This is a genomic window from Catenulispora pinistramenti, assembly GCF_018274385.1.
Classification (GTDB): Bacteria; Actinomycetota; Actinomycetes; order Streptomycetales; family Catenulisporaceae; genus Catenulispora; species Catenulispora pinistramenti.
Genome location: NZ_JAAFYZ010000078.1, coordinates 1 through 22271 on the forward strand (window position 1 = coordinate 1; position 22271 = coordinate 22271).

At 67.8% G+C, this 22271-nt stretch carries 22 protein-coding genes and 1 pseudogene; 10 read left to right on the forward strand and 13 right to left on the reverse strand.

Going from position 1 to position 22271, the window contains the following annotated elements:
* Positions 1-214: 214 nt before the first annotated feature.
* The 3 genes from KGQ19_RS22465 to KGQ19_RS22475 all read right to left on the reverse strand — a co-directional run bounded on the left by KGQ19_RS22465 (position 215) and on the right by KGQ19_RS22475 (position 4138).
* Positions 215-2098, reverse strand: coding sequence for a cell wall-binding repeat-containing protein (locus KGQ19_RS22465; protein ID WP_212011191.1), 1884 nt, complete (start codon positions 2096-2098; stop codon positions 215-217).
* A gap of 89 nt (positions 2099-2187) precedes the next feature.
* On the reverse strand, positions 2188-3348 hold the full coding sequence (locus KGQ19_RS22470) for a sensor histidine kinase (protein WP_212011192.1): 1161 nt from the start codon (positions 3346-3348) through the stop codon (positions 2188-2190).
* A complete protein-coding gene (locus KGQ19_RS22475) occupies positions 3341-4138 on the reverse strand; it encodes a response regulator transcription factor (RefSeq protein WP_212011193.1) in 798 nt (265 codons plus the stop codon). Before KGQ19_RS22475 ends, KGQ19_RS22470 begins: the two co-directional genes overlap by 8 nt.
* A 307-nt stretch (positions 4139-4445) precedes the next feature.
* Between KGQ19_RS22475 and KGQ19_RS52885 the strand changes: the two are divergent.
* From KGQ19_RS52885 to KGQ19_RS22505, 7 genes and pseudogenes are all read left to right on the forward strand, one after another.
* Positions 4446-5510, forward strand: a pseudogene (locus tag KGQ19_RS52885) (glycosyltransferase 87 family protein); the annotation flags it as partial.
* Between the two features lie 312 nt (positions 5511-5822).
* Complete coding sequence (locus KGQ19_RS52890) at positions 5823-6485, forward strand: glycosyltransferase family 2 protein (RefSeq protein WP_368862145.1); 663 nt, start codon at positions 5823-5825, stop codon at positions 6483-6485.
* Positions 6482-7138, forward strand: a complete 657-nt coding sequence (locus KGQ19_RS22485; RefSeq protein WP_212011195.1) for a TIGR04282 family arsenosugar biosynthesis glycosyltransferase — start codon at positions 6482-6484, stop codon at positions 7136-7138. The genes KGQ19_RS52890 and KGQ19_RS22485 overlap by 4 nt, the downstream gene beginning before the upstream one ends.
* Complete coding sequence (locus KGQ19_RS22490) at positions 7135-7884, forward strand: class I SAM-dependent methyltransferase (RefSeq protein ID WP_212011196.1); 750 nt, start codon at positions 7135-7137, stop codon at positions 7882-7884. The genes KGQ19_RS22485 and KGQ19_RS22490 overlap by 4 nt, the downstream gene beginning before the upstream one ends.
* Before the next feature lie 27 nt (positions 7885-7911).
* The gene (locus tag KGQ19_RS22495) at positions 7912-8349 is read left to right on the forward strand and encodes a hypothetical protein (protein ID WP_212011197.1); all 438 of its coding nucleotides are present in this window, start codon (positions 7912-7914) and stop codon (positions 8347-8349) included.
* A gap of 101 nt (positions 8350-8450) precedes the next feature.
* Positions 8451-10568, forward strand: a complete 2118-nt coding sequence (locus KGQ19_RS22500) for a hypothetical protein (RefSeq protein WP_212011198.1) — start codon at positions 8451-8453, stop codon at positions 10566-10568.
* Positions 10569-10595: 27 nt separating this feature from the next.
* Complete coding sequence (locus KGQ19_RS22505; RefSeq protein WP_230419175.1) at positions 10596-10946, forward strand: LLM class flavin-dependent oxidoreductase; 351 nt, start codon at positions 10596-10598, stop codon at positions 10944-10946.
* Positions 10947-10997: 51 nt separating this feature from the next.
* Here KGQ19_RS22505 and KGQ19_RS22510 read toward each other — a convergent pair whose 3' ends face one another.
* A complete protein-coding gene (locus KGQ19_RS22510; protein ID WP_212011199.1) occupies positions 10998-11831 on the reverse strand; it encodes a recombinase family protein in 834 nt (277 codons plus the stop codon).
* Between the two features lie 170 nt (positions 11832-12001).
* Between KGQ19_RS22510 and KGQ19_RS22515 the strand changes: the two genes are divergently transcribed.
* A complete protein-coding gene (locus tag KGQ19_RS22515; RefSeq protein WP_212011200.1) occupies positions 12002-13573 on the forward strand; it encodes a helix-turn-helix domain-containing protein in 1572 nt (523 codons plus the stop codon).
* 709 nt (positions 13574-14282) lie between these two features.
* Positions 14283-14723 (forward strand): phage terminase small subunit P27 family, encoded by a 441-nt coding sequence (locus tag KGQ19_RS22520; RefSeq protein WP_212011201.1) that lies wholly within the window; start codon positions 14283-14285, stop codon positions 14721-14723.
* Between the two features lie 342 nt (positions 14724-15065).
* On the opposite strand, the gene KGQ19_RS22525 is transcribed toward KGQ19_RS22520, so the two are convergent.
* From KGQ19_RS22525 to KGQ19_RS22565, 9 genes are all read right to left on the reverse strand, one after another.
* Positions 15066-15713: a DUF2637 domain-containing protein gene (locus KGQ19_RS22525; RefSeq protein WP_212011202.1), complete on the reverse strand. Its 648-nt coding sequence runs from the start codon at positions 15711-15713 to the stop codon at positions 15066-15068.
* A 158-nt stretch (positions 15714-15871) separates the two neighbouring features.
* Entirely contained in the window at positions 15872-16333 is a 462-nt protein-coding gene (locus tag KGQ19_RS22530) for a hypothetical protein (RefSeq protein WP_212011203.1), read from the reverse strand.
* Positions 16315-16866 (reverse strand): hypothetical protein, encoded by a 552-nt coding sequence (locus tag KGQ19_RS22535; RefSeq protein WP_212011204.1) that lies wholly within the window; start codon positions 16864-16866, stop codon positions 16315-16317. The genes KGQ19_RS22530 and KGQ19_RS22535 overlap by 19 nt, the downstream gene beginning before the upstream one ends.
* Before the next feature lie 225 nt (positions 16867-17091).
* Positions 17092-17268, reverse strand: a complete 177-nt coding sequence (locus tag KGQ19_RS22540; RefSeq protein WP_212011205.1) for a hypothetical protein — start codon at positions 17266-17268, stop codon at positions 17092-17094.
* Between the two features lie 348 nt (positions 17269-17616).
* Positions 17617-17913, reverse strand: a complete 297-nt coding sequence (locus KGQ19_RS22545; protein ID WP_212011206.1) for a hypothetical protein — start codon at positions 17911-17913, stop codon at positions 17617-17619.
* A gap of 64 nt (positions 17914-17977) precedes the next feature.
* A complete protein-coding gene (locus KGQ19_RS49845) occupies positions 17978-18826 on the reverse strand; it encodes a helix-turn-helix domain-containing protein (protein WP_212011207.1) in 849 nt (282 codons plus the stop codon).
* 7 nt (positions 18827-18833) lie between these two features.
* Complete coding sequence (locus KGQ19_RS22555; RefSeq protein WP_212011208.1) at positions 18834-19361, reverse strand: DUF6879 family protein; 528 nt, start codon at positions 19359-19361, stop codon at positions 18834-18836.
* 13 nt (positions 19362-19374) lie between these two features.
* Complete coding sequence (locus KGQ19_RS22560; RefSeq protein ID WP_212011209.1) at positions 19375-19608, reverse strand: hypothetical protein; 234 nt, start codon at positions 19606-19608, stop codon at positions 19375-19377.
* Between the two features lie 170 nt (positions 19609-19778).
* Positions 19779-21461 (reverse strand): recombinase family protein, encoded by a 1683-nt coding sequence (locus KGQ19_RS22565; protein ID WP_230419178.1) that lies wholly within the window; start codon positions 21459-21461, stop codon positions 19779-19781.
* A 13-nt stretch (positions 21462-21474) separates the two neighbouring features.
* Here KGQ19_RS22565 and KGQ19_RS22570 point away from each other — a divergent pair, with 13 nt between their 5' ends.
* Positions 21475-22119 (forward strand): LLM class flavin-dependent oxidoreductase, encoded by a 645-nt coding sequence (locus tag KGQ19_RS22570; RefSeq protein ID WP_230419179.1) that lies wholly within the window; start codon positions 21475-21477, stop codon positions 22117-22119.
* The last annotated feature ends 152 nt before the right edge of the window (positions 22120-22271 follow it).

Genomic DNA, 22271 nt, shown 5'->3' on the forward strand with positions numbered 1-22271 from the left:
CAACAAACCCCAGCCAACAACAGATCCCGCCCCCGACCGCCCCGGCGCGAACTGCCGGGCAAACGTTGCCGTTGCCGTCGCCTGACACAGCACCAGCTCCCGGAAAACCAAGTCGGCGGCACCGAATCCGGTGCCGCCGACTCAAGCCATGCCGTTCTCCAAGCTCTCAAGCCATGCCGTTCCGCAGGCCTTCAAGCCCTACCGCCCTACCGCCCTACAAGCTGTTGAACACCCCGTTCGAGATCGCGGCGGTGCCGCCGAGCACCACGCCGACCTCGATCGAGCCGCCGGCCTCCTCGGCGTTGAGGAAGCCGCGGGTGGCGGGGGCCAGGCTGGTGGGCTCGGTCAGGAGTAGGGGGCCGTCCAAGGTGGCCATCGCGGCGCCGCCGGACAGGGCGTCGGCCCACTGGACGCCGGTGGCGACGCCGTACATGTGGGGGGTGCCGGTGGCGCCGAAGAACTGGTGGGCTACCAGGGCCGCGGTTTCGTAGCGGGTGGCGCCGACCAGGCCGTCCAGCTTCAGGTTGCCGGCCGGGACGGTTGCGCCGAGGGTCTTGGCCGCGGTGTTCGCCGCGCCGCCGACCGGGTAGACGTTGGCGCCTGCCGGGGTGCCGGCCCACTGGTGCAGGAAGGTCGAGGTGGCGGCTGGCATCTGGGTGCCGTTGGTCAGGACCAGGACGGTGTCCGGGGTCGCGCCGGCGGCTGTGCCCGCGGCGAGGGCGTCCGGGAAGTCCTTCGCGGTGGCCAGTAGGACGCGCTGCACCGCCGGGTGGCCGCTGGAGTCCTTCATGTCGCCGGCCATCTGCTGGGCGATCGCGACCGAGGTGCTGAAGCGGTCCGGGCCGGCTACGCGGACCGGGTTGAAGCCCAGCTTCTGGACGGCCGTGGACACCGCCGGGGACAGAGCCTGGTTGCCGCCGAGGAGGTAGACGTTGGAGCCGGGGGCCAGGGTGCGCCGCAGTTCGTTGGCCGTCGCCGGGTTCAGGGCCTTGGTCTCGGTCAGCAGCAGGGGGCCGCTGTCGTGGGCGGCCAGGGCGGAGCCGCCGAGGGCGTCTGCGAACTGGTCCGAGCGGCTCAGGACCGCGCTCTTGGCCAGCGGGCGCTTGTCGGCCGGGGCGTAGAAGTCGGCCTGGTTGTCGGTCGTGGTCGGCCACAGCTTCTGGGAGACCGCGACCGCGGTGCCGATGCGGTCGTTGCCGGCCCAGCGGACGGCGTGTACCTGCGTCGGGTCGAGGGTGACGTGCGACGTCGGCGAGAGGTCGACGTCGTCCTCGTCGACCTGGATCGCCGGCGAGGAGCCGTACTGGCGGTTCACGTCCAGGAAGTACTGGTGGATCCGCTGGTGCTTGGCCCAGTCGGTGGCCGGGACGTAGGGGTCGTTCGTCGTGGCGTTGAAGTTCGCCTGGTCCGAGGTGGTGCCGGAGATGTCGACGGCGGAGATCTGGGCGGTCAGCGCCGGGTCGGCGGTCGCGTCACTGAGCGCGCTGTGGCCGCTGGCCGGGTTCCCGGACGTGCCGTAGAGACCGAGCTTGAACCCCGTCCCGTTCAACGCGTTCCCGAAGCTCTTGAGGTACGCCACCACCGCCTTCGCGGTCGCGTCCTCGTGGTACGGCTCCATGTCGACGAAGATCGTGGTGCCCGGGGCGAACCCGAGGTTGGTCGCCTTCTGTACCGCGTCAGCGGCGTCCGTGGTGCCCAGGGCGGTCGGGTCGGCGCCGGCGGCGGTCAACGTCGGGCCCTGCTGGCCGGCGTAGATGGCCCACATGCCCCAGCCGGTCGCGGCCTGGTGCTGGACCCAGTCCTTGGTGTAGCCGCCGTCGGCGGGCGGGTTGGGATTCGCGGTGGACGCGCAGTCCTTGTCCGGGTGATAGGACGCCCCGCCGATGTAGACCCCGACGCCCCGGTACGGCGAGTGGGCGTACCAGTCGTCCATCATCGCCGAGTTCGGGGCGATGCAGGTGTCGAAGCCCTTACCGCTGAAAGCCGTGTTGGGCGTGGTGCTGGCGGCGTGGGCGCTCGTGGCCCCGATACCGACCAGACCCAGCGAGCCCAGCGACGAGGCGGCTATTGCGGACGCGGTCAAACGAATGCGCTTCATTATGTGATCCCCTCCGTAGTCCCGACCGACCACCCTAGAGGGGACCTAGCGCATCGCCGCCCCTACCTCAACAAAACGCGTAGCAAAGCTCACACCGGGACCGGGAGGTGCATCTCGAACCGGCAGCCGCCGTCGACATTGCCGACCGTGACAGCACCCGAATGCGCTTCAGCGATGCCGCGCACGATGGCCAGGCCCAGCCCGGCCCCGGCGCCGACCGGGCTCTCGACCTCCGGCGTGCGCGCCGCCGTGCCCCGCCACGCCACGTCGAAGACCCGGTCCAGGTCCTCGCTCGGGATCCCGCCGCAGGCGTCGGTCACGGCCAGCAGCACCCGCGGTTCGCCGTCCCCGGCGGCCGGGAGCAGGTCCGAGGCCTCGATCCGGACGGCGCCGTCCTCCGGGGTGTGCCGGATCGCGTTCACCACCAGGTTCGACAGCGCCCGTGACAGTTCCCTGACATCGCCGCGCACTGTGGCCGGGGTGGTCACCACGCCGGACAGCTCGATCCCGCGGGCCCGGGCCAGCGGCTGGCCCTCGGCCAGCGCGCCGTCCACCAGGTCCGCCAGCGCCACCGACTCCAGGGTCAGCCGCAGGGCGCCGGCGTGTATCCGGGACAGCTCGAACAGGTCGTCGACCATGCTGGCCAGCCGGTCGGCGGCCTGCCGCATCTGCACGTGGTAGCGGGCCGGGTCGGTGGCGACGCCGTCCTCCAGGGCCTCGGCCATCGCGCGCAGCCCGGCCAGCGGGGTGCGCAGGTCGTGGGAGACCCAGGCGACCAGTTCGCGCCGGGACCGTTCCAGCGCGCGCTCCCGTTCCCTGGACTCGGCCAGCTTCGCCCGCGTGGCCCGCAGTTCGCGGTCCAGGTCGGCCAGCTCGCCGGTCATCAGGGCTTTGCCGTTCTGGACCGGGGCCGGGGCGGCGTCGCCCTCGCCGAGGGCCTGGAGCGCGCTGCGCAGCGTGCGGCTGTCGTGGGCCAGGCTGCGGCCCAGCAGAGCGGCCAGGGCCAGGGTCACCGCCGCGCCGGACAGCGAGACGATGACCGAGACCCCGGCGTCGTGCGAGGAGATGAACATCGCCCGCGAGGCGATCACGATACCGGCGACCACCGCGAGGGCCGCGGTCGCGGCCGAGGCGAACAGCGAGGCCCGCAGCGAGCGCCCGCGCAGGGCCCGCAGCGCCAGCCAGCCGATGAGCGAGGCGCCGACCGCGGAGCCGGCGCCCATGGCGATGATCTCCAACTGGTCACGCATCAAGGTCCTCCGGTGCTTGGAGCCGGTAGCCGACTCCCCAGACGGTGACGATAAGCGACGGCGAGGCCGGATCGGGTTCGATCTTCTCCCGCAGCCGCCGCACGTGCACCGTGACGGTCGACTGGTCGCCGAAGGACCAGCCCCACACCTGCCGCATCAGCTCGGCGCGGCTGAACGCCTGGCCCGGGTTGGCCATCAGGAACGCCAGCAGGTCGAACTCGCGGCCGGTCAGGGCCAGCGGCTCGCCGGCCAGCCGGGCCTGGTGCGCGGTGAGGTCGACCTCGAGCCGGCCCAGGGTCAGCAACTCAGCGGGCTGCGGCGATCCGGAGCCGCGGCCCCGGCCGTGGCCGCGGGCCCGGCGCAGCACGCTCCCGGCCCGCAGGACCAGCTCCCGCGGGCTGAACGGCTTGGTGACGTAGTCGTCCGCGCCGACCTGGAGCCCCAGGATCCGGTCGCCCTCCTCGCCGCGCGCCGTGAGCATGATCACCGGCACCTCGCCGAGCGCCCGGATCCGCTGGTGCACCTCGTAGCCGTCGAAGCCGGGCAGCATCAGGTCCAGCACCATCAGGTCCGGCAGCCGCTCGGCGGCCGCGGCGACGGCGGACGGGCCGTCGGCGGCGCGCCGGACGCTGTAGCCGGCCCGGGTGAGGTAGGCGGCGACGACCTCCGCGACGGTGGCGTCGTCGTCGACGACCAGGACGTCCAGCGGCGGCTCGCCGTCCGGACGTCCAGTGTTGGATTCACCACCCTGGGTGACAGCCCCGGCGGCCGCGGGTTCCGGCGTGCTCATCGGTTCGCTGTCCTCCTGGTGGTACCGGTCCGCGGTGGTGCGGTCGTGCGGTCGTTGTTACGGTCCAAGGAAACACGGTACGAGGCCCTGATCGGGGCTTTCCACTCCTTACGGATCTGTGACGGCCCGGCGCGGGGCATCGCCGCGGGCGCCGGTCGGCGGTCAGTCTGAGCGCATGACAGAGGTTGCGGGCCGTGTGCTCATTCCGGCTCCCCGCGAGACGAGCGTGCGCTCGTCTCGCACCCCCGAGGCGGCACGGCCGGGCCCGGCCGAACTGACGCGGCTGGTCGTCGCGCTCGGGGCGGTGATGTTGCTGACCATCGGCGTCTACGCGATCGTCCGCGTCCACGCTACCTCGGACTTCAGCCATGGCCGCTGGGCCGGAGTGGTCATCGGCGCGTTGTTCGCGCTCTACCTCGTCGGCGCGTGGTCGGTGTCGGGGCTGCGAGTGCGGTGGGCCCGCTGGCTGATCCTCGGTGGCGCGACGGCGACCCAGATCGTGGCGTTCACCACAGCTCCGCGTTTCTCGGACGACCTCTATCGCTACGTCTGGGACGGCCGCGTCCAGGCGGCGGGCATCGACCCCTACCGCTACGTGCCGGTGGCGACCCGCCTGGTCGGCCTGCGCGCCGGATCCGGCCTGTTCCCGCCGACCGGCCGCGGGCTCGACCCTTCGCATTGTGTGACGTCCGCGCCGGGCATCACCGCGGGCTGCACCCTGCTCAACCGTCCGCTCGTCCACACGATCTACCCGCCGGTGGCCGAGGCGTACTACTTCCTCGCGCACTGGTGGGGACCGCGCGGGATCCAGATCTCCGCGGCGGTGCTCGCGATCGGCGTCACGTTCCTCCTGCTGGCGGGGCTCCCGCGGATCGGTGTCGACGCCCGCAACGCCGTGCTGTGGGCCTGGTGCCCGACCGTGGCGATCGAGGCGGGCAACGGGGGCCACGCCGACGTCCTGGCTGTCCTGTTCACCGCCTGCGGGCTCCTGGCGCTGGCCTCGAAGCGGGTCGGACGCGGCGGCGTCTTCCTGGGCCTGGGCATCGCGGCGAAGGTGACGCCCGCGCTGGCCGTGCCGGCGGCCCTGCGGCGTCGGCCGCTGCTCCTGCTGGGATCGGTCGTCGGCGTGGTGGTCGGGGTGTATCTGCCGCACGTCCTGGCGGTCGGCAGCGGCGTCGAGGGCTTCTTCGGCGGCTATCTGGACGAGGAGGGCTACCAGAGCGGCAGCCGGTTCGCGCTGCTGGACTCGGTGATGCCGACGTCGCTGGTGAAGCCGGCGGCGGTGGCCGTCCTGGCGGTGACGGCCCTCCTGGTCTGGCGCCTGAGCGATCCCGAGCGGCCCTGGCACGGCGCGTTGGCGATGACCGGGGTCGGATTCCTGGTCACCGCGCCGCCGTTCGCCTGGTACGCCGAGTTGCTGGTCCTCTTCATCGCCTTCGCGGGCTGGCGGAGCGTCGCATGGGTCGGGGTGGCGTACGCGGGATACATGGTGCAGCTGGGCGGCACCGCGTTCCAGGGGTATGGCAGTGCTCTGGTGGCGGTTGTGGCCGTCTACGCGGGCCAACTGGCTTTCAAGACACTTCGTAGGCGATCGGCGACAAAACGTCGCGAAACGACCGTCGCCGCCGATTCCGCCGATTCCGCTGATTCCGTCGACCGCGCCGCGGGACTCGTTCTGGACAGTCTGGGCCCGACGGACGTCATCCTGCCGTGCCTGGACGAAGCCGAGGCCCTTCCGTACGTCCTGTCCCGCATCCCGGCCGGCTACCGGGCCATCGTCGTCGACAACGGCTCCACAGACGGCTCGGCCGAGGTGGCGGCGGCGCTGGGCGCGCTGGTCGTGCACGAGCCGCGCCGCGGCTTCGGCGCGGCCTGCCACGCGGGCTTGCTCGCCGCCACGGCCGACGTCGTCTGCTTCCTCGACTGTGACGGCTCCTTCGACCCCGAGGACCTGCCGAAGGTCGCCGACGCGGTCCGCGCCGGGCAGGCCGACCTGGCGCTGGGCCAACGCCGCCCCCTGACCCGCGATGCCTGGCCCCCGCACGCCCGGCTGGCCAACCGCTTGCTGGCCCGGCGGATCCGGAGCGAGACCGGCGTGCGGATCCGCGATCTCGGGCCGATGCGCGCCGCGCGCCGCGAGGAGTTGCTGGCGCTCGGGATCGAGGACCGGCGGTTCGGCTATCCGCTGGAGATGGTGCTCAAGGCGGCGCGCGAGGGCTGGCGCATCGCGGAGACCGACGTCCCGTACGCGCCGCGGACCGGCAAGTCGAAGGTGACCGGAACGGTCGGCGGCACAGTCAAAGCCGTCCGCGACATGCGCCGAGTCTGGAGGGCCGCGACCCGATGAGCACCCTGATCGTCATCGCGAAGGCGCCGGTCCCGGGCCGGGTGAAGACCCGGCTGACGCCGCCGTTCACGCCGGAGCAGGGGGCCGGGCTGGCCGCCGCGGCGTTGGCCGACACGCTGGAAGCCGTTGCCACGGCACGGTTCCGGCGTCGGTTGTTGGCTCTGGAGGGAGAGCCGGGGCTGGTCGAGGTGCCGTCGGGGTTCACCGTCGTGCCGCAATCCGGCGGCGGCCTGGATCGGCGGCTGGCCGCGGCCTTCGAGCAAGCCGCGGCGCTCGATCCCGGTCCCGCGCTCCTCATCGGCATGGACACGCCGCAGGTGACCGGTCCGCTCTTGGAAGCGTGCCTGCCCACGTCATGGGAAGACGCGACTATCGGCCTGGCCGAGGACGGCGGCTTCTGGTCGCTGGGTTTCCATCGTCCGCGCGCGGTGGAACTCGATCGGCTGCTGTTCGACGTGCCGATGTCCACGGACACGACCGGGGCCGTGCAGCTCGGCCGGCTCACCGCGGCGGGCCTCAGGGTGCGGACGCTACCGGTGCTGCGCGACGTCGACACCATCGCGGACGTGGCCGCCGTCGCCGCCGCGGCTCCCGCGTCCCGGTTCGCCGCCGCGGCCCACGCCGCGAGCGCCGGTCTGCCGGTCCCGGCGTGAGCGACGAACGCGCCTGGACCGCCAGCGCGCCCTACGCGCGGGCGATCAACGATCCGTCCGCCCGGCTGGTCCTGCACGCCGACACCGGCGAGCACCTGGTGCTCGACGCGGCGAAGTTCAGCGCGCCGCCGGACGCCGTGGACAAGGCGGTGCTGGACCGCTGTCAGGGCCCGACGCTGGATCTGGGCTGCGGGCCGGGGCGGCTGGTCGCCGAGCTCGCCGGGCGTGGCGTGCCGGCGTTGGGGGTGGACGTGGCGCCGTTCGCGCTGCTGCTGAGCCGGGCCAACGGGGCGAGTGCGCTGCGCCGGTCGGTCTTCGACCGGCTGCCGGGCGCGGGCCGCTGGCCGCACGCACTGCTGATGGACGGGAACATCGGCATCGGCGGCGACCCCGGGGCGCTGCTGGACCGGCTGCGGACGCTGATCCGGCCCGGCGTGGGGGAGCTGATCGTCGAGACCGAGGCGGAGGACATCGACCTGCGGTATCGGGTGCGGTTCGGGTTCGGCGGCGATCCGGTCAACGCCTCTGCCGGCCCTTCGAGCAGTCGTTCTGCCGGTTCTTCTGCTGGTTCTTCGGCCAGTCCTTCGGCCGGCGTCGCTCCTAGCGGCAGGAACGGGGACGAATTCGGTTGGGCCCGCATCGGATCCGAGGCGCTGATGGCGCTGGCGATCCCGCTCGGCTACGTAGCCCGCCACATGTGGACAGCCGACAGCCGCCGCTTCGTCGCGCTCAATTACCTGGCATAGCCGACCGGCCGGTTTAGTGTTGCGGACGTGATTTCCCCGCAGGACTCCGACCACCCCGACTACTCCGCCACCCCGCTTCCCAAGAAACTCGGTATCAAGACCGGACACTACGTGCTCGTCCACGACGCGCCCGAAGACTTCGATCCGCAGCCGCTGCCCTACGAGGTGACCCTGGAGTCGACCGAGGAGGGCGGTGCCGGCCCGTATGACGTGATCGTGGCGTTCGCCCTCGACCGGGCGGCCCTCACCCGGGACTTCGCGACCCTGCCACCGCTGATGGCCAAGAACGGCGCGCTGTGGATGTGTTGGCCGAAGAAGGCCTCGGGCGTCGTGACCGATGTCACTGAGAGCGTGGTGCGCGAAGACGCGCTCGCCTTGCCGATCGGCCTGGTGGACGTGAAGATCGCGGCGATCGACGGCACATGGTCCGGCCTGAAGCTGGTTTATCGGCTCGACCGCCGTTAACCCCGCCGTTAACCCCGTTTCCACCGCCGCTTCATCCCGTTCCGCTGCCCGGTTCGCCCGATCCGACATATCGCGAGCGCCGCGCCAGTAGGCTGATACGTATGCGGCAGCCCGTGCAAACCCTCCTTGAGCACGTGCGGCGTGGCTTGGGCGGCGTCGTCCTGCTCGGCGGCGCGCTTCCGGCGGACACGGCGGCGATCGCCGGCCCCGTCGTGGACGGCTTCTGTGTGCTGCGCGCCGGCGGTGGCGGGCCGGTCGCGCAGGCGTCGGCGTTCGGTGGGCTGGCCGAATTGGTGCGGCCGCTGCTCGACGGCGAACCGCTGCTCGGCGGTGAATCCGGGCTCGACCTCGATCGCGGGGCCGGTCACGCGGGCCGGGCCGCGGGCGAACTGATCGCTCAGGCCGCGGCCGGGCAGCCGGTGGTGGCGGTGATCACCGACGCCCAGCTGCTCGATCCGGAGTCGGCGACGGCGATTTCCGTGGCCGTCCGGACTACGAGACGGGCGCCGGTGGCGTGGCTGATCGGGCTGGACGACGTGCGGCGGGCCCCGTTCGGCGCACTCGGTGCCGTGGCCGTCCAGCTTCAGCGGCCCGCCCCGGCCGGCGATCTGCCGAAGGCGACCACGCGGGCGCTGCTGGTCCTCGCGGCCAGCGCCACCGGGCACATCGATGAGATCGGCGGCGCGCTGGACCACCTCGGGCTGCAGGTCGGCGATCTGGCTCCGGCCGTCGCGGACGGCGTCGTGGAGGCCACGGCCACCGGCTGGCGGTTCCGCGATCTCGGCGTCGCCACGGCCGTCTACACGAACGCCACTCCGACCGAGCGCCAGAGCACGCACACGGCGTTCGTCGACGCCATCCTCGGACTGCGCGAGACCGAGAAGGGCGAGATCCTGGCCCGGCACCTCGCCGGGGCGGCGGCCGGGACCGACGGCGCGGCGGCTCAGGCGCTGGGCCGGGCCGCGGACGGCGCGCGCGGGCGAGGAGCGCTGGAGGCCGCGCGGTCGTCGTACGGACGCGCGGCGACTCTGTCCCCTGATCCCGGTGCGCGGGCCCGCTGGCTGGCCGGTGCCGCCGACACCGCACGGTTGTTGGGCGACCTCGGCGGCGTCGGCCGGGCGATCCGCGAAGCGCGGGTCCTGACCGACGACGCGACGCTCAATCAGCGTCTGGACCGCATCGCCGCCCGCACCTCGGCGTTGCGCACTCCGCAGACCGGGATCAAGGCTCTGTTGGAGGTCGGCGGGCACACCACCGCGATCGGCCTGATCCTGGCCGGCCGGGCCGTCGACGCCGAAGCGATGTTGGCTCCGGTGGTCTCCTCGGCGTTGATGTCCGATCCGCTGGATGTGGGGCCGCTGACGCTGCCCGCGATCGCGGCCGGGGCGATGTGGACTTGCGACGTGCGGGGCGCGGCTGCTCTGCTGGACCGCTCAATCGCACTATTGCGCGCGTATGGTGCGGCCGAGCACCTGCCGGCGGCGCTGATCGTACGGGCTGAGGTGGGCTATCGCGCCGGGCGGTGGCCGGCGGCGCGGGACGACGCGATGGAGGCGGCGGCGCTCGCGTCGCGGTTGGGACAGCAGCCGGTTCGGGCGGTGGCGCGGGGGTTGGCCTTGCGTGTCAGTGCCCTGATGGGCGCGCCGACCGAGGAGGCGTCGGCGCTGGAAGCGGAGTCCGCGGGGGCCGAGGCTTATGTGCTGTGGCCCAGGCACGCGGTCGGCACGGCATTTCTGGCCGAGGGCAAGTGGGACGCCGCGGCGACTGTGCTGAGCGGGGTGGCCGAAGGGCTGGAGCAACTGGGGGTCCAGGACCCGTCGGTGCTGCCGCTGGCCGGTGACTTGGTGGAAGCGCTGATCCGGGCCGACCAGATGGCGCTGGCGCGCAAGGCCGCGGAACGTGCGAAGGACGAGGCGGCCGCGTCGATGTCGATAGTGGTGCGCGCTGTCGCAGAACGCTGTCTCGGTCAGATCGGCAAGGCGGCCAAGGCGAAGCAGCACTTTGACAGGGCGCTGCGGCTGCACGCAGAGACCGATGACCGTTATGAGGAAGCGCGCACGCTGCTCGCCTACGGCCGTCAGGACGGCGACCGCGCGCGGCTGGAAGCGGCGGCGGATCGGTTCGCGCGGCTCGGCGCGTGGCCCTGGCTGGCACTGGCCGAGGAGGAACTCGCGGCGAAGCGGCCGGGCAAGAAGCTTGGCGCGTTGACGGCTAAGTAGTACATCCCGATGGGGTAGGACTGGCCTATGGCCAATCTCCGTTTCGGGATCAAACTCAGCCAGGACGCGACGATCGAGGAGTACAAGGCGGTTTGGCGTATCGCCGACGAAGCCGGCTTCGACCACGTCTGGAACATGGACCACTTCGCCAGCCTCGGCGGCGACGAGACCAAGGACATCTTCGAGGCCTGGACGGCGCTGGCGGGCGCGGCGGCGCTGACGTCGCGGGTCCGCATCGGATGTTCCGTCACGGGCAACACCTACCGGCACCCTGGCGAGCGACGTTGCCAAACTTGGACCAGAGAGCCTGATGAGCTGGGAAGACATCAAAAGCGCCGAACTTCCGTCGTGACAGACATCACAGCGGCAACGAAATAGGCCCCGTCTTCGGACGGGGCCCTTTGTTTGTCTGCGGAGCCGTTCTACGGCCTACAGGACGCGTCCGATGACCTTCTCGGCGCGCTGTTGGGTAGCGCGTTCCTTAGCGGCCTTACGTGCGCGTGCGGCCTTCTCGTTGGCCTTCTCGCGGGCCGTGTCAGATAGGGCACGGGCAACGGTGGTGGGGTGCCACTGGCCACCGCGCTTACTGGTCCAGCCGAGTTCGTTCGCCTTGGTGGCAATGGCGCGGAAGCTCATTCCTGCCGCATGCCACGTGCGCATCTGGTCCAGCCGGCCAGCCTCTTCCGGGTTCTCCTCAAGCTCACCTTTGGTGTTCGCCTGCGTGCCGTAGCGCGGAGCGCCGTAGGCGTAACCGCCCTTCTCCGCCTTGGCCTTGCGGCCGTTGCGCAGGCGCTTCGTGATCAGGCCGCGCTCAAGCTGAGCGGCGGCGCCCATGACCTGACGGACGAATGTGCGCATGGGGTCGTCGTCATCGTCGGGAAGGTGCTCGCCGTGGTCGGCGGTGAACATCCGGCCGCCGTGAGCCCACACCACAGACAGGATGGCTTCTTGCTGGGTGAGCTGACGTGCCAGCCGGTCAAGGTTCGGGGCCAGGAGTCCGTCAGCCTCGCCGTTGGCGATCATCGCCAGCGCCTCAGCCAGGCCCTGACGGTCGTCCTCATCGGCCTTGCCGGTTATGCCCTCATCCCGGACGGTCTTGACGATGCGGTGACCCGCGTTCTTCGCGAACCGCTTCACGTCCTTGGCCTGAGCGTCGAACCCGTACGCGTCCACCTGTCCGTTGGTGGAGACGCGGAGAAGCGCCACCAGGCGCAGACGGCCCGTAGCCGGGGTGGTCGGGTGCGTGTGCGGCATCTCTGTCATGGCTCAGACTGTACACGATTTCTGACATAGATGTAACAGTGCAGGTAGGCACGTTTCGGTCTCTCGGTGGGTGCGCGACTCGTTTTGGCGACACCCGCTCGTCGCCTGTCGGCCGTGATCGCTAGACTCCCTCGCCCGTAGGTTCGAGATCATCAGTGGGGAGGTTCAGGGTGGGGACTTCACCGGCTGATGTGCGGGCGCTGGCACGCGCCGTGGTCCGTAAAGACTCAGTCGCTCAGTTCCTCGCTGAGGACAACACGTCCTTGCGGGAGTGGGGCTCTGTTGATGAGGCGGCCGAGTCGGGCCGGGCGTTCTTGGTGACGCCGAAAGACACGCTGTTGGTGGTGGACTTGGACCTTGACGCGTTGCCGTTCTCGGCTACCCACGTCCTTGAGTGGCTTGAGGGCCACGGGTTCGGGAACTCGGTTGTCCGGGTCGCATCCGGCCGAGTCACGGGCGACGGGGAGCCGCACGAACACATCTGGGTGTTCGTCCCGAAGGGGCAGCGGGAGCTACTGCGTGACGGACTGATCAACCATGCCGGTATCCCCAAGGCCCACGTTCGGGCGGGCCTGAAGATGCGTCCGCCGTTGTCTCCGCATCGGACGCCGGGCATTGAGCCCTACCTGATCGCCCCTGAGGGCGTTGCTGAGGCTCTTGAGCGACTTGGGCCACCGGATGTGGCCGGGGAACTGTCGGACTACGTGATGGCCCTTGTACGCCATGGAGACACGGCGGGAAGACTGCGTGGTCGCAGTGGAACCCTGTACTCAATTGCTCTCGGCATGCGCCGTAAGAACCGGGGGTTTGACGAGTTCCGGGCGATGATGCTGAACACCTCGAACAAGGGCGGGGCGAAGCTTCACGAAGACATCATCCCGAACCAGGGTCCGGCGGCTGCCGAACGAGAGTTGTGGAACACGTGGGAAAGGGCGGGGAAGCATGTTGCGTCCACGCCGGACTTCACCAAGGAGACGGCACGTAAGCGCATCGCAGACATGATGAGGGACGCGGCGTTGTTGACGCCGTGGGGTGGCCGCACTGGCGGCTATGACCTTCGCGTACTCATGGCGTTGTGCTTGATTGCCTACAGGAACGGGCACCTTGTTCAGGCGCCGTCGCTGCGGACGCTCGCTATTGAAGCGAACGCGGGCAAGCCTTCGGCTGTGTCGAAGGGTCTGGGGCGGCTTGAGGCCGCCGGATGGATACAGGGTCTGTCCCCTGACGGGACGACGAACAGGTTCAAGTTGCTGGTGGACACGTATCCACGTGTCATCGGAGCTACATCTATAGACTGTCCCCCTATAGAGCCTATGGATGTGGCTCTAATGACACACCCGGCCTTCAGGGCCGTATCTGGTCTAGGCATCACGCCCGGTCGGGCGTGGATGATGCTTCAAGTCTTAGGCCCGCTGTCACGGGCCGACCTGACTTCTCGACTTGGTTGTTCTGCAAGCACGGGTCGCCGTGCGCTTGATGAACTGGAATCGGTTGGTCTTGCTGTCGAGACTGCGGACGGCTGGGAAGCCGTCGGGGACGTGGATGATCTGGACCGTGTAGCCGCCGAGCGCGGCGTGTTCGAGGTTCTTGAACGACAGGCTGATGTGATTGCCGCTGAGCGGCGTCGGCAAGAAGAATGGGAAGCGCAGCCGGTTGAGGAGAAGCTACGTCGCCTTGAGTCGCGGCAGCGGCGTCCGGAAGCCGTTCCCAGCTCCGACAGCCTGGCCGACGAATCGGCCTGACGCTGTACGGCTGATATCCCTAGGAAGTGGCTATACAGGGCCGCACGCGGCCCATGGAAACCTCGGTCATGAAGTTCTTCACCAAGCCTCTATGGGTTGCTGTACGGCCGTGCCAGGGCCGCCCTGCACACCACATAAGGCAATGGCGTAGAGGTCTGTGCGGCTACGGCCGCCATGGTTCCGGGGGTGGCTACAGCTACGCCCCTATGACCTTCGGCCCGGTCGGGCCGTGACCTGGTGAAGGAACTAGCCGTTACTGTCGGCTGGCACAGCCGGCCAGCCAGTGACGTGCTGTTATCACTCTCGGCGAAGTAGAGGAACACGGATTGAAGACACTACCCCTATGGGGGTGTCAAAAGTCTAATGTCCGTTTCGTCCACGACCCGCGCAGGAATATTTACATGCCCCGGAAACTCTCGGCTTTGGGCAGGACTCAAACTGTTACGTGAGTAACGTCACGCAGCTTTGGGTGTCACGCATCTGCCTATGTGACAGCAGTTTATGAGGTGAAGGCGTGCACGCTTCAAAGCGGCACGTCCAAGCTACGTAGCTGAATTGTTACGTTCCTCGCCGACCCTAATTCGCTCAGGGGACACGTATATAACTAGTGGAGGGGTTTCCCTCCGTCTTCACTGCCTCTCGATGGTCGAGGGGCTTTTTTCGTTTCTGGAGGTACACCGTGAATGGTCGCCCACCAAAGCCAACGCACATGAAGGTGTTGGAGGGGCGCGGGACGTTCCCCGCGTCCGAGCCTCAGCCGGCCAAGGGACTGCCCGAACCACCAGCCGACCTGTTCGGGGAGGCCCGTGCAGAGTGGGACCGGGTAGCGCCTGAGCTGGCGCGCATGGGCGTTACGACGCTGATTGATAGGGCTGCGCTGGTCGTCTATTGCAACGCCTGGGGCGCCTATGTGGAGGCGGTCGCGGCACTGAACGACAAGGGCCCGCTTGTGCCGGGCCGTGAAGGGTCGGTAGTGAAGAATCCGGCCGCTCAGATCGTCAAGGATCAGGCGGAACTGATGCTGAAGTATGGGGGTCGGTTGGGGCTGAACCCGTCCGACCGGGCGCGGCTGTCGGTTGAACCGGAGTATGACGCCGCGACGGACATCATGGCGCTCATCAGCGCCGACTACCCCAACGGTGGACGGTGACATGTGGCGACTAGTTCTAGCCGCAGAGTGCTTGTTTGCGGCCAGTGCGGCTATCGGCTGGATGTGCACCGATGCGTGGTTGAAGCTTGGTGCACGCGCCATGCGGAGTCAGTCACGATGACGCCTATCAAGAAAGGGCCGTAGAGGCCCGTAGGGGCGTGCTGTAGTGCGTCCCCATCGATTCACCCTAGCCTTTTCTGTACGGCCGTCAGCGTCGCTGTCCGGCCGTTTCTGTTTTCTGCCCCGCTGGTCAGCGGCATGCCTTTTAGGACCGTCGGTCTGGTGACGCCAACGAGAAACCCCCACGCCTTCGGGCGTGGGGGCCTCTTTGCGTTTGAGAGCCTATGCGGCGTTCAACTTCGCCAAGTAGTTCCGACCAGTCCGGTCCGTGGTCCCAAGCATCCCCGCCAGGGATGCCCCGGTGACTGGCGTTCCTTCGGCCTTCAGCCGCTCCGTAGCGGCCTTGGCACGGGAGATCTTCACAGGTTCAGGGAGTGTCTTCCATCCACCCTTGACGGCCCTCTCCGGGCCGTTCTCCCCGTCGTCCGTTACCGTCTCGGCGGCAACCGCCGGAACGGTCTGCGCCTCTTCCGTCTCGGCGAGAAACCGAACGGCAAGGTGAACGGAAAGGGCCATTACGACGGGCGGAACCGCCGAAACGGCGATGACCACGGGCCACCCCACGGTGAGGACGTGGAACGCGTTCAGGTGCTCGATGCCGTTCCCTACCACGGAAAGGCACACGGCCACGGAAGCGTTGATGCCGGACCGCCGCCGGTCCGCCTCTCCTTCCGCCAGCACAAGCCACGACACCGTGGAGATCAACGCATACACGTCTATGGAGACGGGCAGCAATGCGGCAAGACCAGGGGTCCAGCCTGCGGCGATGCCGAGCCGGCGGAGCGCCGAGAAGCTGAGGATTCCGGCCGCGAGGATGACGATCCCGATTCCGGCAAGTACCAGGGCACGGGCGATACGCTTGGGGGACACTGACGACTCCTAGCCGAGTCTGAGGTGTAGGCCCCTGGCGAGAGTTCCCGCTCTTTCCGGGGGCCGTTGACGTTTCCGGCAAGGTAGCCGATCGTCAAGCCTCTGCGCTAGCCGCTGCCTCCGGCTCGTTCTTCAGCTCCACGTCGATGCGCTCCTGATCAGTCTTGCTCTCCTCTTAGCGACTCAGCCACGCCCGGAGGCAGCGTGAAATGAACGGCTCCGTCAGCGGAGGTCTTCTCTCCGGGAAACAGCCTGACCTCCGGTACCGTGCCGCCCGGCGGCATCGTCACGACCAACATCCACCCCCCATCGATCTTCGTTGCAAGCGCGCGGGAGGCGCTTCCCCGAACCTCCACGGCGTCACGGGGACTGCCATCGACCACGATCGTTGCTGGGTGGGTCTCCGCGTCATCCGTGTTCAGGGTTCTGAGGGCTGCGCGGGCAGCGTTCGGCCATACCTCGGGTACGTAGACCTCAACGCGCTCGACACTCTGCCGATAGAGGGTGCGCGTACCGCTGTACCCACCGATCTTCTGAAGCAGGAGGTACGCGGTATTTGATTCCTCCTCCTGTTCACTCGCCAGGAGACGACCGATCGGGATCAGTTCTTTGCCGGGCATTCGATGTCCCTCGGTATCGAGCTGTACGGATGCTGGAAGTCGTTGCCGTTCCCGTCACGACCCGATGCGGTGTAGACGACCACCCACCATCCATCTTTGCAGCCGGTAGATGTCTTGGTGGTTCCGCTTGTGCCGTACACCGCTACCGATGCGAGAGGCTGCCACTGTCCAGGCGGGCTGTCCGGGGTGTAGGCGAATTGGAGCACCCCGCCGTACTGCGTCGGTTCGGGGTCACAAGGGCCGATTGAAACCTGAGCCTCAAGTGTTTGGCCCTTCACCGTGATTTCCTTGCCGGGCTGGCCGAACGAGTTGATGCACGGGTCGTGACCCTCTTCAGCGGGCTCGCTCGGTTCGTTGGGGGTCTCCTCGGCCGAACTGTGTTCCTCGCTCGGTGCGGACTGTTCGCCGCCCGCCCCCACCGCAGGCGCGGATGTGCCTCCGTCACCACCGCTCCCGCATCCGCCGGACGCACCGCTTGTGCCGACGATAACCACGGCAGCGAGGACCAGTGTTCCCAGTGCCTTCCGCTTCATGTGCTCTCCCGTGCTCGGAGGGGTGTGCATGACTAGGGGGCCGTCAGGCCACCGTGGCGCGGTTCATAGACAGGCCGGGCAGCGCGTACCGCAGCCCACGTGATCGGCTCCTCACGGCGTTCCTGCGCCGCTTGAGGAACATCCGGCAACTCGGGTATATGGCGCGAGGGCAGTGCGTCACAGATCCAGTCGTCAGGATTCGGCGGAGGTTCGTAGACCTCGGTACTACTGGTTCTTGTTCTCATTGCGGATGTTCGCCTTGTTGACGATTGCCTGACTGCCCTCCGGGTCTCCATCGACGTAGGTCTGTCGCATCTGCTCCTGCTCGTCAGCGGTCAGCCGCGTGCGCAGGTAGGCGTCGAGTTGGGGGATTCCGCTGATCGGCTCGGGTGTGTCCGCCACGAGGGCGCCTTTCGTTAGTGGGCAGGGTGGAACACCCGCCCGCCCGGTACGCGTCACGGGGGGAGTCGCCTCATCAAGCGGACGGGTGGATCAGCGCGCTTTACAGCAATTGGCCGGCCCGCCGACCGGTACGGGATCGGCGGACGAGCCGGGATCTATGCGGCCCGCTGCTTTGCGGGCCAGACAGTCAAGGTGGGCTCTTCTTGAAAGCGTGTGGGCTCGTCACGGCCGCGCCACCACACGAGCCAGTAGGAGCCGCCGGGCGACTGTTCACAGCGCTCGAACACGCGCACGGCACCGCCCTGAAGGACTTCGGTGCCTGGAGCAACGCTTGAGGCGGGAAGACGGTTAGACCCAGGTGGCCACAGGCTCACGGTCCGGCTCCCTCCACGCGAGATGAACCGGGGTGGTCTCGTGCGCGGTGAGCTTCGGTCCGGTCGTGTCCACGCTCACCCAGCCGTTGACGGACGTGCATCCAAGCACGTCGTACCAACGTCGATCGATGGCGATCGCCTGGCCACTTGCCAAGTCCCCGAGCGTCTGGGGATCGTCGAACTCGTAAAGCCCTCTGGGCAGGTACGGGGGCAGCTCAGTGAACCGGGCCAAGATTCCGTGGGGGGTGGGGTTCTCGGTTTCTTGGAGCATGGCTATGACGCTACGAAAGGCGTGACCTGCGTCTCAATGAAGTTCTACGAGGTTGCACAGTTATTCACGCGAGCGCGTCTAGCGCCTTCGTGATTAGCTTCCGGGCGTCGGGTCCGCGTTTTGCTTGGGAAGACAAGATCTTGAACCGTTGGTCGTAAAGTGCGATCTCTCGCGGCTGGCGGATGGTTACCTCGGTAGAAACCAGTTCAACGTTGACGAGCTGGTCATCAAAGATGCCGAAGGACTCGCACGGCCAGTGCGTTCGATTCGTGCTCATCGGAATGATGCCGAGGCTCACGTTCGGAAGACCGCCGATGGTCAACAGGTGGCCGAGCTGCGCGGCCATGGTGTCGTTGTCTACCACCGTGCAACGTAGAACAGACTCTTCGATGAGGAAGGCGTACGTGTGGTTGCCTTCGTAGAGGTAGCGCTGCCTCTCAAGGCGCGCATCTGTCGCGGCCTCTACGTCGTCAATGAGGCCGTCGCGTAGCTGCACAGTCCGCATGATCGACTCGGCATAGGGTCGAATCTGGACCGGTCCCGGAAGTAACCAGCACGAGTACGTACGCATGTGCCTGGTCTTCTCGTAGAGGGATACGAAGGCGGCTTGAATCGCACGTAGACCCCCGTGGGTCTGTCGGCGCCACTCGACCCACATGCCCTCAACAGTTCGCAAAGACGCGATGAGATCGGGGATCTGATCCTCAGCCCCACAATGCGCCGCCCAAGCTCGTATATCCGCCTCGGACGGAGGCGTTACGGCGTTGGCGATACGAGAGACCTTTGACTTGTGCCAGCCGCAGAGAGCGGCAAGGGCAGGGCCAGACAGTCCCGCATGCTTCCGAATCTCATCGAGTCGGGAACCGAGAACCTGCCTGGCCTGCTGCGCGCTAGACGACGGTGATGTTGCCATGTGTGGACTAGATGATGTGATAGTCGGCGTGTGGTGTCGCGCGCCCCCAGACGGCTTCGAAAGATGAGGAACACAGGTCGATCACTGACGGCTCAGTCCTGATCTCTCGCCCGTTCTCCGCCCAATCGCCGTCACCGGTCCAGACGTTGAACATGACCGCCGTGTTGTCGAACAGCCAAAAATCATTGCCCGGAAAGGCGAGATCGGATGCGAGCCTGCGAGGGAGCCACCTGACCTGTTCACCGGCGGCCACGTTGGTGAAGGTAAACGAATGCTCGTACCGGATGTACTCAGTTACCGGTTCGCTGATGACTCTCGCGCGTCTGACCACCACCCCGCGTGCGATGGTGTCTTGCATGAGCGTCAGCCACGGACGCCACCAACTCTCCCGGTCCCCCTCGTCGAGCCGATGGCCGTTCTTCCACCTCTTGAAGCCCTCATCTTCGTCACTGACGGCGTAAACGTCTCGCATCTCCATGTGAACGGCGGAGTGCTTCGATCCGTTCAGGAGTTCGAGGAAGTCGTCTGTTGCCACGTTGACCTCTCTGTCATGGCTTCGGGAAGAACTGAAGCATGTAGCCGGGAAGGCGAACCACGGTTTCGTGCTCGGGAACGTCGGTCGAGTGTCCGGGGACCGAGCCGACTTCGGCGCAGGCGGCGAGCGTTGCGGCGTCAGCCTTATAAGACTGGATCACAAGATCGCCGGTTTCGTCGTCGAGCCATACAGTCGGAGACCCCTGGTCGCCCGTGTTCGGGTCGATGCCGAGGAATCGCAGTGCCATGATGCCCTCCCTGGTGCACAAAGACCTGCCGTTGCGCTCAGCGTTGCACCGCCAGAGATCAGGCGGCTACAGAGTTGCACGAAGTTGCACGCACATCACGCCAGCTCCTACCCAAGACAGCCGGTGCAACACGAAACCCCCGGCCACGAGCCGGGGGCCTCAACGATCGTCTACAGCTCTACGTTGGTGAACCGCGACAAGATCTCAGGATCTAGCAGTACCGAGGTTCGCGTAGTGACTTCGGGCAACGTGTGGCCGTCCATCCAAGCTTGAACACGCTGCTCCAGGTCTTCCGGGAGCATGAGGTTGAGCAAGGGCCGGTTGGCTGTCTCCTCTGCCTCCCCTGCATCGGCGATGAGGGGCTGACGACGTGCACCCTCGACAGAACCAATCTCGCAGCGAACCCCGGTGTCGATCAGGAACCGCCTACGTCCCTCCGTGTCGAGGCGACTCCACACCTCTGCATACGTCTCTCCGGTCGGTTCGCTCACCACTGTGGCCTCACGGGTCGGCATGGCCTCTAGCCGCTTGCGTTCGCTCATCAGCCAACGCATCGTCTCCGAATACTCCGCTTCGTCGTCCTCACCGTCGTATAGGCCGCTCTCGCGGTCGTCACGCAATCGGCGGATACGCCGGTTTACTGAGTCGAGTTCGGCGCTGTGGTCTTCCCCCTCGACGTGGCGGCGACGATGGACCTCGACAGGACCGACCTTGCTGAGGAACAGCATCTCGACCAACGCCTCAAGGCCATTGGAGTCGTCACCTCGGAACCGCACACGTGGGCATCCCCTGTTGCCGTTGCCGCCGATGCAACGGTAGTAGCGGTACTCCTTGCCGGCTGTCCCGTCTGGCCGTTTGGCCTTGCTTCTGTTCTGGTACAGGGGACGGCCGCATGCTCCGCAGAACACCACACCCAACAGAGCCGAGGTTTCCAAGCTTCGCTCCCTGGTAGTAGCCCGCTGGTTCAAGACCTTGCTGACACGATGCCACACCTCCAACGGGACTACGGGCTCGGCGATCTGCACGTAAGACCCCTTGACAAGGATGGACTTCATGCCGACCTTCTTGCCGTTCTCGTCCCGAACTGTCTCTTGCTTGCGGCCTAGCAGGCCCTCCGACCGAAGAACCCGCCCGAGAGTGAAGCCAGACCAGAACGTCTCGCGGGGTGCTTTGCCCTTGGCGAGGCGCGTCCTCGCGGTGTTCGTCGGTATACCGCGCTTGTTCCAGTCCTGCACGATCTCGTTCAGCGAGTCGCCCTTTAGCACCCGCTCGGCAGCTTCACGGACAAGCTGAGCCGTCTCGGGGTCGACCTCAAGCGTCTTTCCTCCGTCCGGATGCGGCACCGTGCGGTATCCGAACGGCGCGGCTCCGCCGGTCCAACGGTCAGTTGACCGGGCGTAGCCATACCAGGAGTTCACCCGGTCCTTGATCGCTTGCGCCTCCATCTGAGCCGCGAAGGCGAAGGCCATCACCATGAACTCTGATGTAGGAGAGGTGAGGTCAACCTCTGGAATACCGCCCTCCGTGAACAGGAGTCGCTTACCGTGGTCCCGAGCCCACCGGCAGAGGTCCGCCATGTCAGACATTGAGCGGACCGCGCGATCTTGCCGCCAGAAAATGAACGCGTCGAACTCGTCGGGACGGCGCATCCATGCCCCGAGCTTGGGACGGTCGGCCGGTGACACCGTGGACGCGCTCACGTCCTCATCGCAGGCTTCCCCAACTACGACCATTCCCCGCTGTGTAGCGTGCGCAGTACACCGCTCACGCTGTCGCGGGATACTCGTACTCTCGTCCTTGAGGTCGGAGATCCGGAGAGCTAGAACCGCACGTAGAGGCTTGATCGCTGTCATGGACCGTGATCGTATGCGCGTTCGATGGGTTTGGAAAAGCCGCACCTACCGGCACCCCGCCGAGTTGGCGAAGATGGCGGTCACCGTCGACCACCTGTCCGGCGGCCGGCTGGAGTTCGGCATCGGCTCGGCGTGGGCGGAGAACGAGCACACGATGCTCGGGCTGCCGTTCGGCACCGCCGGCGACCGTGCGGACCGGCTGGAAGAGGCCCTGAAGATCATCACCTCGCTCTGGACCGAGCCCCGCACCACCCACGACGGCAAGCACTACCAGCTCAAGGACGCGATCGCCGAGCCCAAGCCGGTGCAGACCCCGCACCCGCCGATCTGGATCGGCGGCAGCGGCCGCAAGCGCACGCTGCGCATGGCCGCCGAGTACGCCGCGGTGTGGAACGCCGCCGGCGGCACCCCGGCCGAGGTGGCGGAGGCGTCGGCGGTCCTGGACCGGCACTGTGCCGACGTCGGCCGCGACCCGGCGACCATCCGCCGCTCGGTGCAGATCCGGGCCGGCGACGACCTCGACGCGCTGCAACGCACGGTCGAGGAGTTCGTGGCGATCGGAGTCAGCGACCCGCTGCTGATCGTGCAGACCGACGACCCCGTGGCGCGCGCCGAGCGCCTGGCCGAGGCGCTGCCCCGGTTGCGGCAGATCGGGTAGGACGGAACAGGGATCGCGGGTAGGGCCGCTCGGACGAGGGGCCCTACCCCCGCGCGGTCGCATTACGTGGCCGCATCACGCGGCGGCGAGTCGTTCCATCGGGTGGTTGCGATCAGCGGATGGGGAACCTCGGCTTTCGCAGTCTTCGCAGG

What these genes read in the sequence shown, in the direction of transcription:
- KGQ19_RS22485 (WP_212011195.1), top strand. Translation starts at nt 6,482, where the DNA reads ATGAGCACCCTGATCGTCATCGCGAAGGCGCCGGTCCCGGGCCGGGTG.
- KGQ19_RS22545 (WP_212011206.1), bottom strand. Translation starts at nt 17,913, where the DNA reads ATGCTCCAAGAAACCGAGAACCCCACCCCCCACGGAATCTTGGCCCGG.
- KGQ19_RS22570 (WP_230419179.1), top strand. Translation starts at nt 21,475, where the DNA reads ATGCGCGTTCGATGGGTTTGGAAAAGCCGCACCTACCGGCACCCCGCC.
- KGQ19_RS22475 (WP_212011193.1), bottom strand. Translation starts at nt 4,138, where the DNA reads ATGAGCACGCCGGAACCCGCGGCCGCCGGGGCTGTCACCCAGGGTGGT.
- KGQ19_RS22565 (WP_230419178.1), bottom strand. Translation starts at nt 21,461, where the DNA reads ATGACAGCGATCAAGCCTCTACGTGCGGTTCTAGCTCTCCGGATCTCC.
- KGQ19_RS22560 (WP_212011209.1), bottom strand. Translation starts at nt 19,608, where the DNA reads ATGGCACTGCGATTCCTCGGCATCGACCCGAACACGGGCGACCAGGGG.
- KGQ19_RS22465 (WP_212011191.1), bottom strand. Translation starts at nt 2,098, where the DNA reads ATGAAGCGCATTCGTTTGACCGCGTCCGCAATAGCCGCCTCGTCGCTG.
- KGQ19_RS22500 (WP_212011198.1), top strand. Translation starts at nt 8,451, where the DNA reads ATGCGGCAGCCCGTGCAAACCCTCCTTGAGCACGTGCGGCGTGGCTTG.
- KGQ19_RS22535 (WP_212011204.1), bottom strand. Translation starts at nt 16,866, where the DNA reads ATGAAGCGGAAGGCACTGGGAACACTGGTCCTCGCTGCCGTGGTTATC.
- KGQ19_RS22470 (WP_212011192.1), bottom strand. Translation starts at nt 3,348, where the DNA reads ATGCGTGACCAGTTGGAGATCATCGCCATGGGCGCCGGCTCCGCGGTC.
- KGQ19_RS22530 (WP_212011203.1), bottom strand. Translation starts at nt 16,333, where the DNA reads ATGCCCGGCAAAGAACTGATCCCGATCGGTCGTCTCCTGGCGAGTGAA.
- KGQ19_RS22510 (WP_212011199.1), bottom strand. Translation starts at nt 11,831, where the DNA reads ATGACAGAGATGCCGCACACGCACCCGACCACCCCGGCTACGGGCCGT.
- KGQ19_RS22505 (WP_230419175.1), top strand. Translation starts at nt 10,596, where the DNA reads ATGGCCAATCTCCGTTTCGGGATCAAACTCAGCCAGGACGCGACGATC.
- KGQ19_RS49845 (WP_212011207.1), bottom strand. Translation starts at nt 18,826, where the DNA reads ATGGCAACATCACCGTCGTCTAGCGCGCAGCAGGCCAGGCAGGTTCTC.
- KGQ19_RS22520 (WP_212011201.1), top strand. Translation starts at nt 14,283, where the DNA reads ATGAAGGTGTTGGAGGGGCGCGGGACGTTCCCCGCGTCCGAGCCTCAG.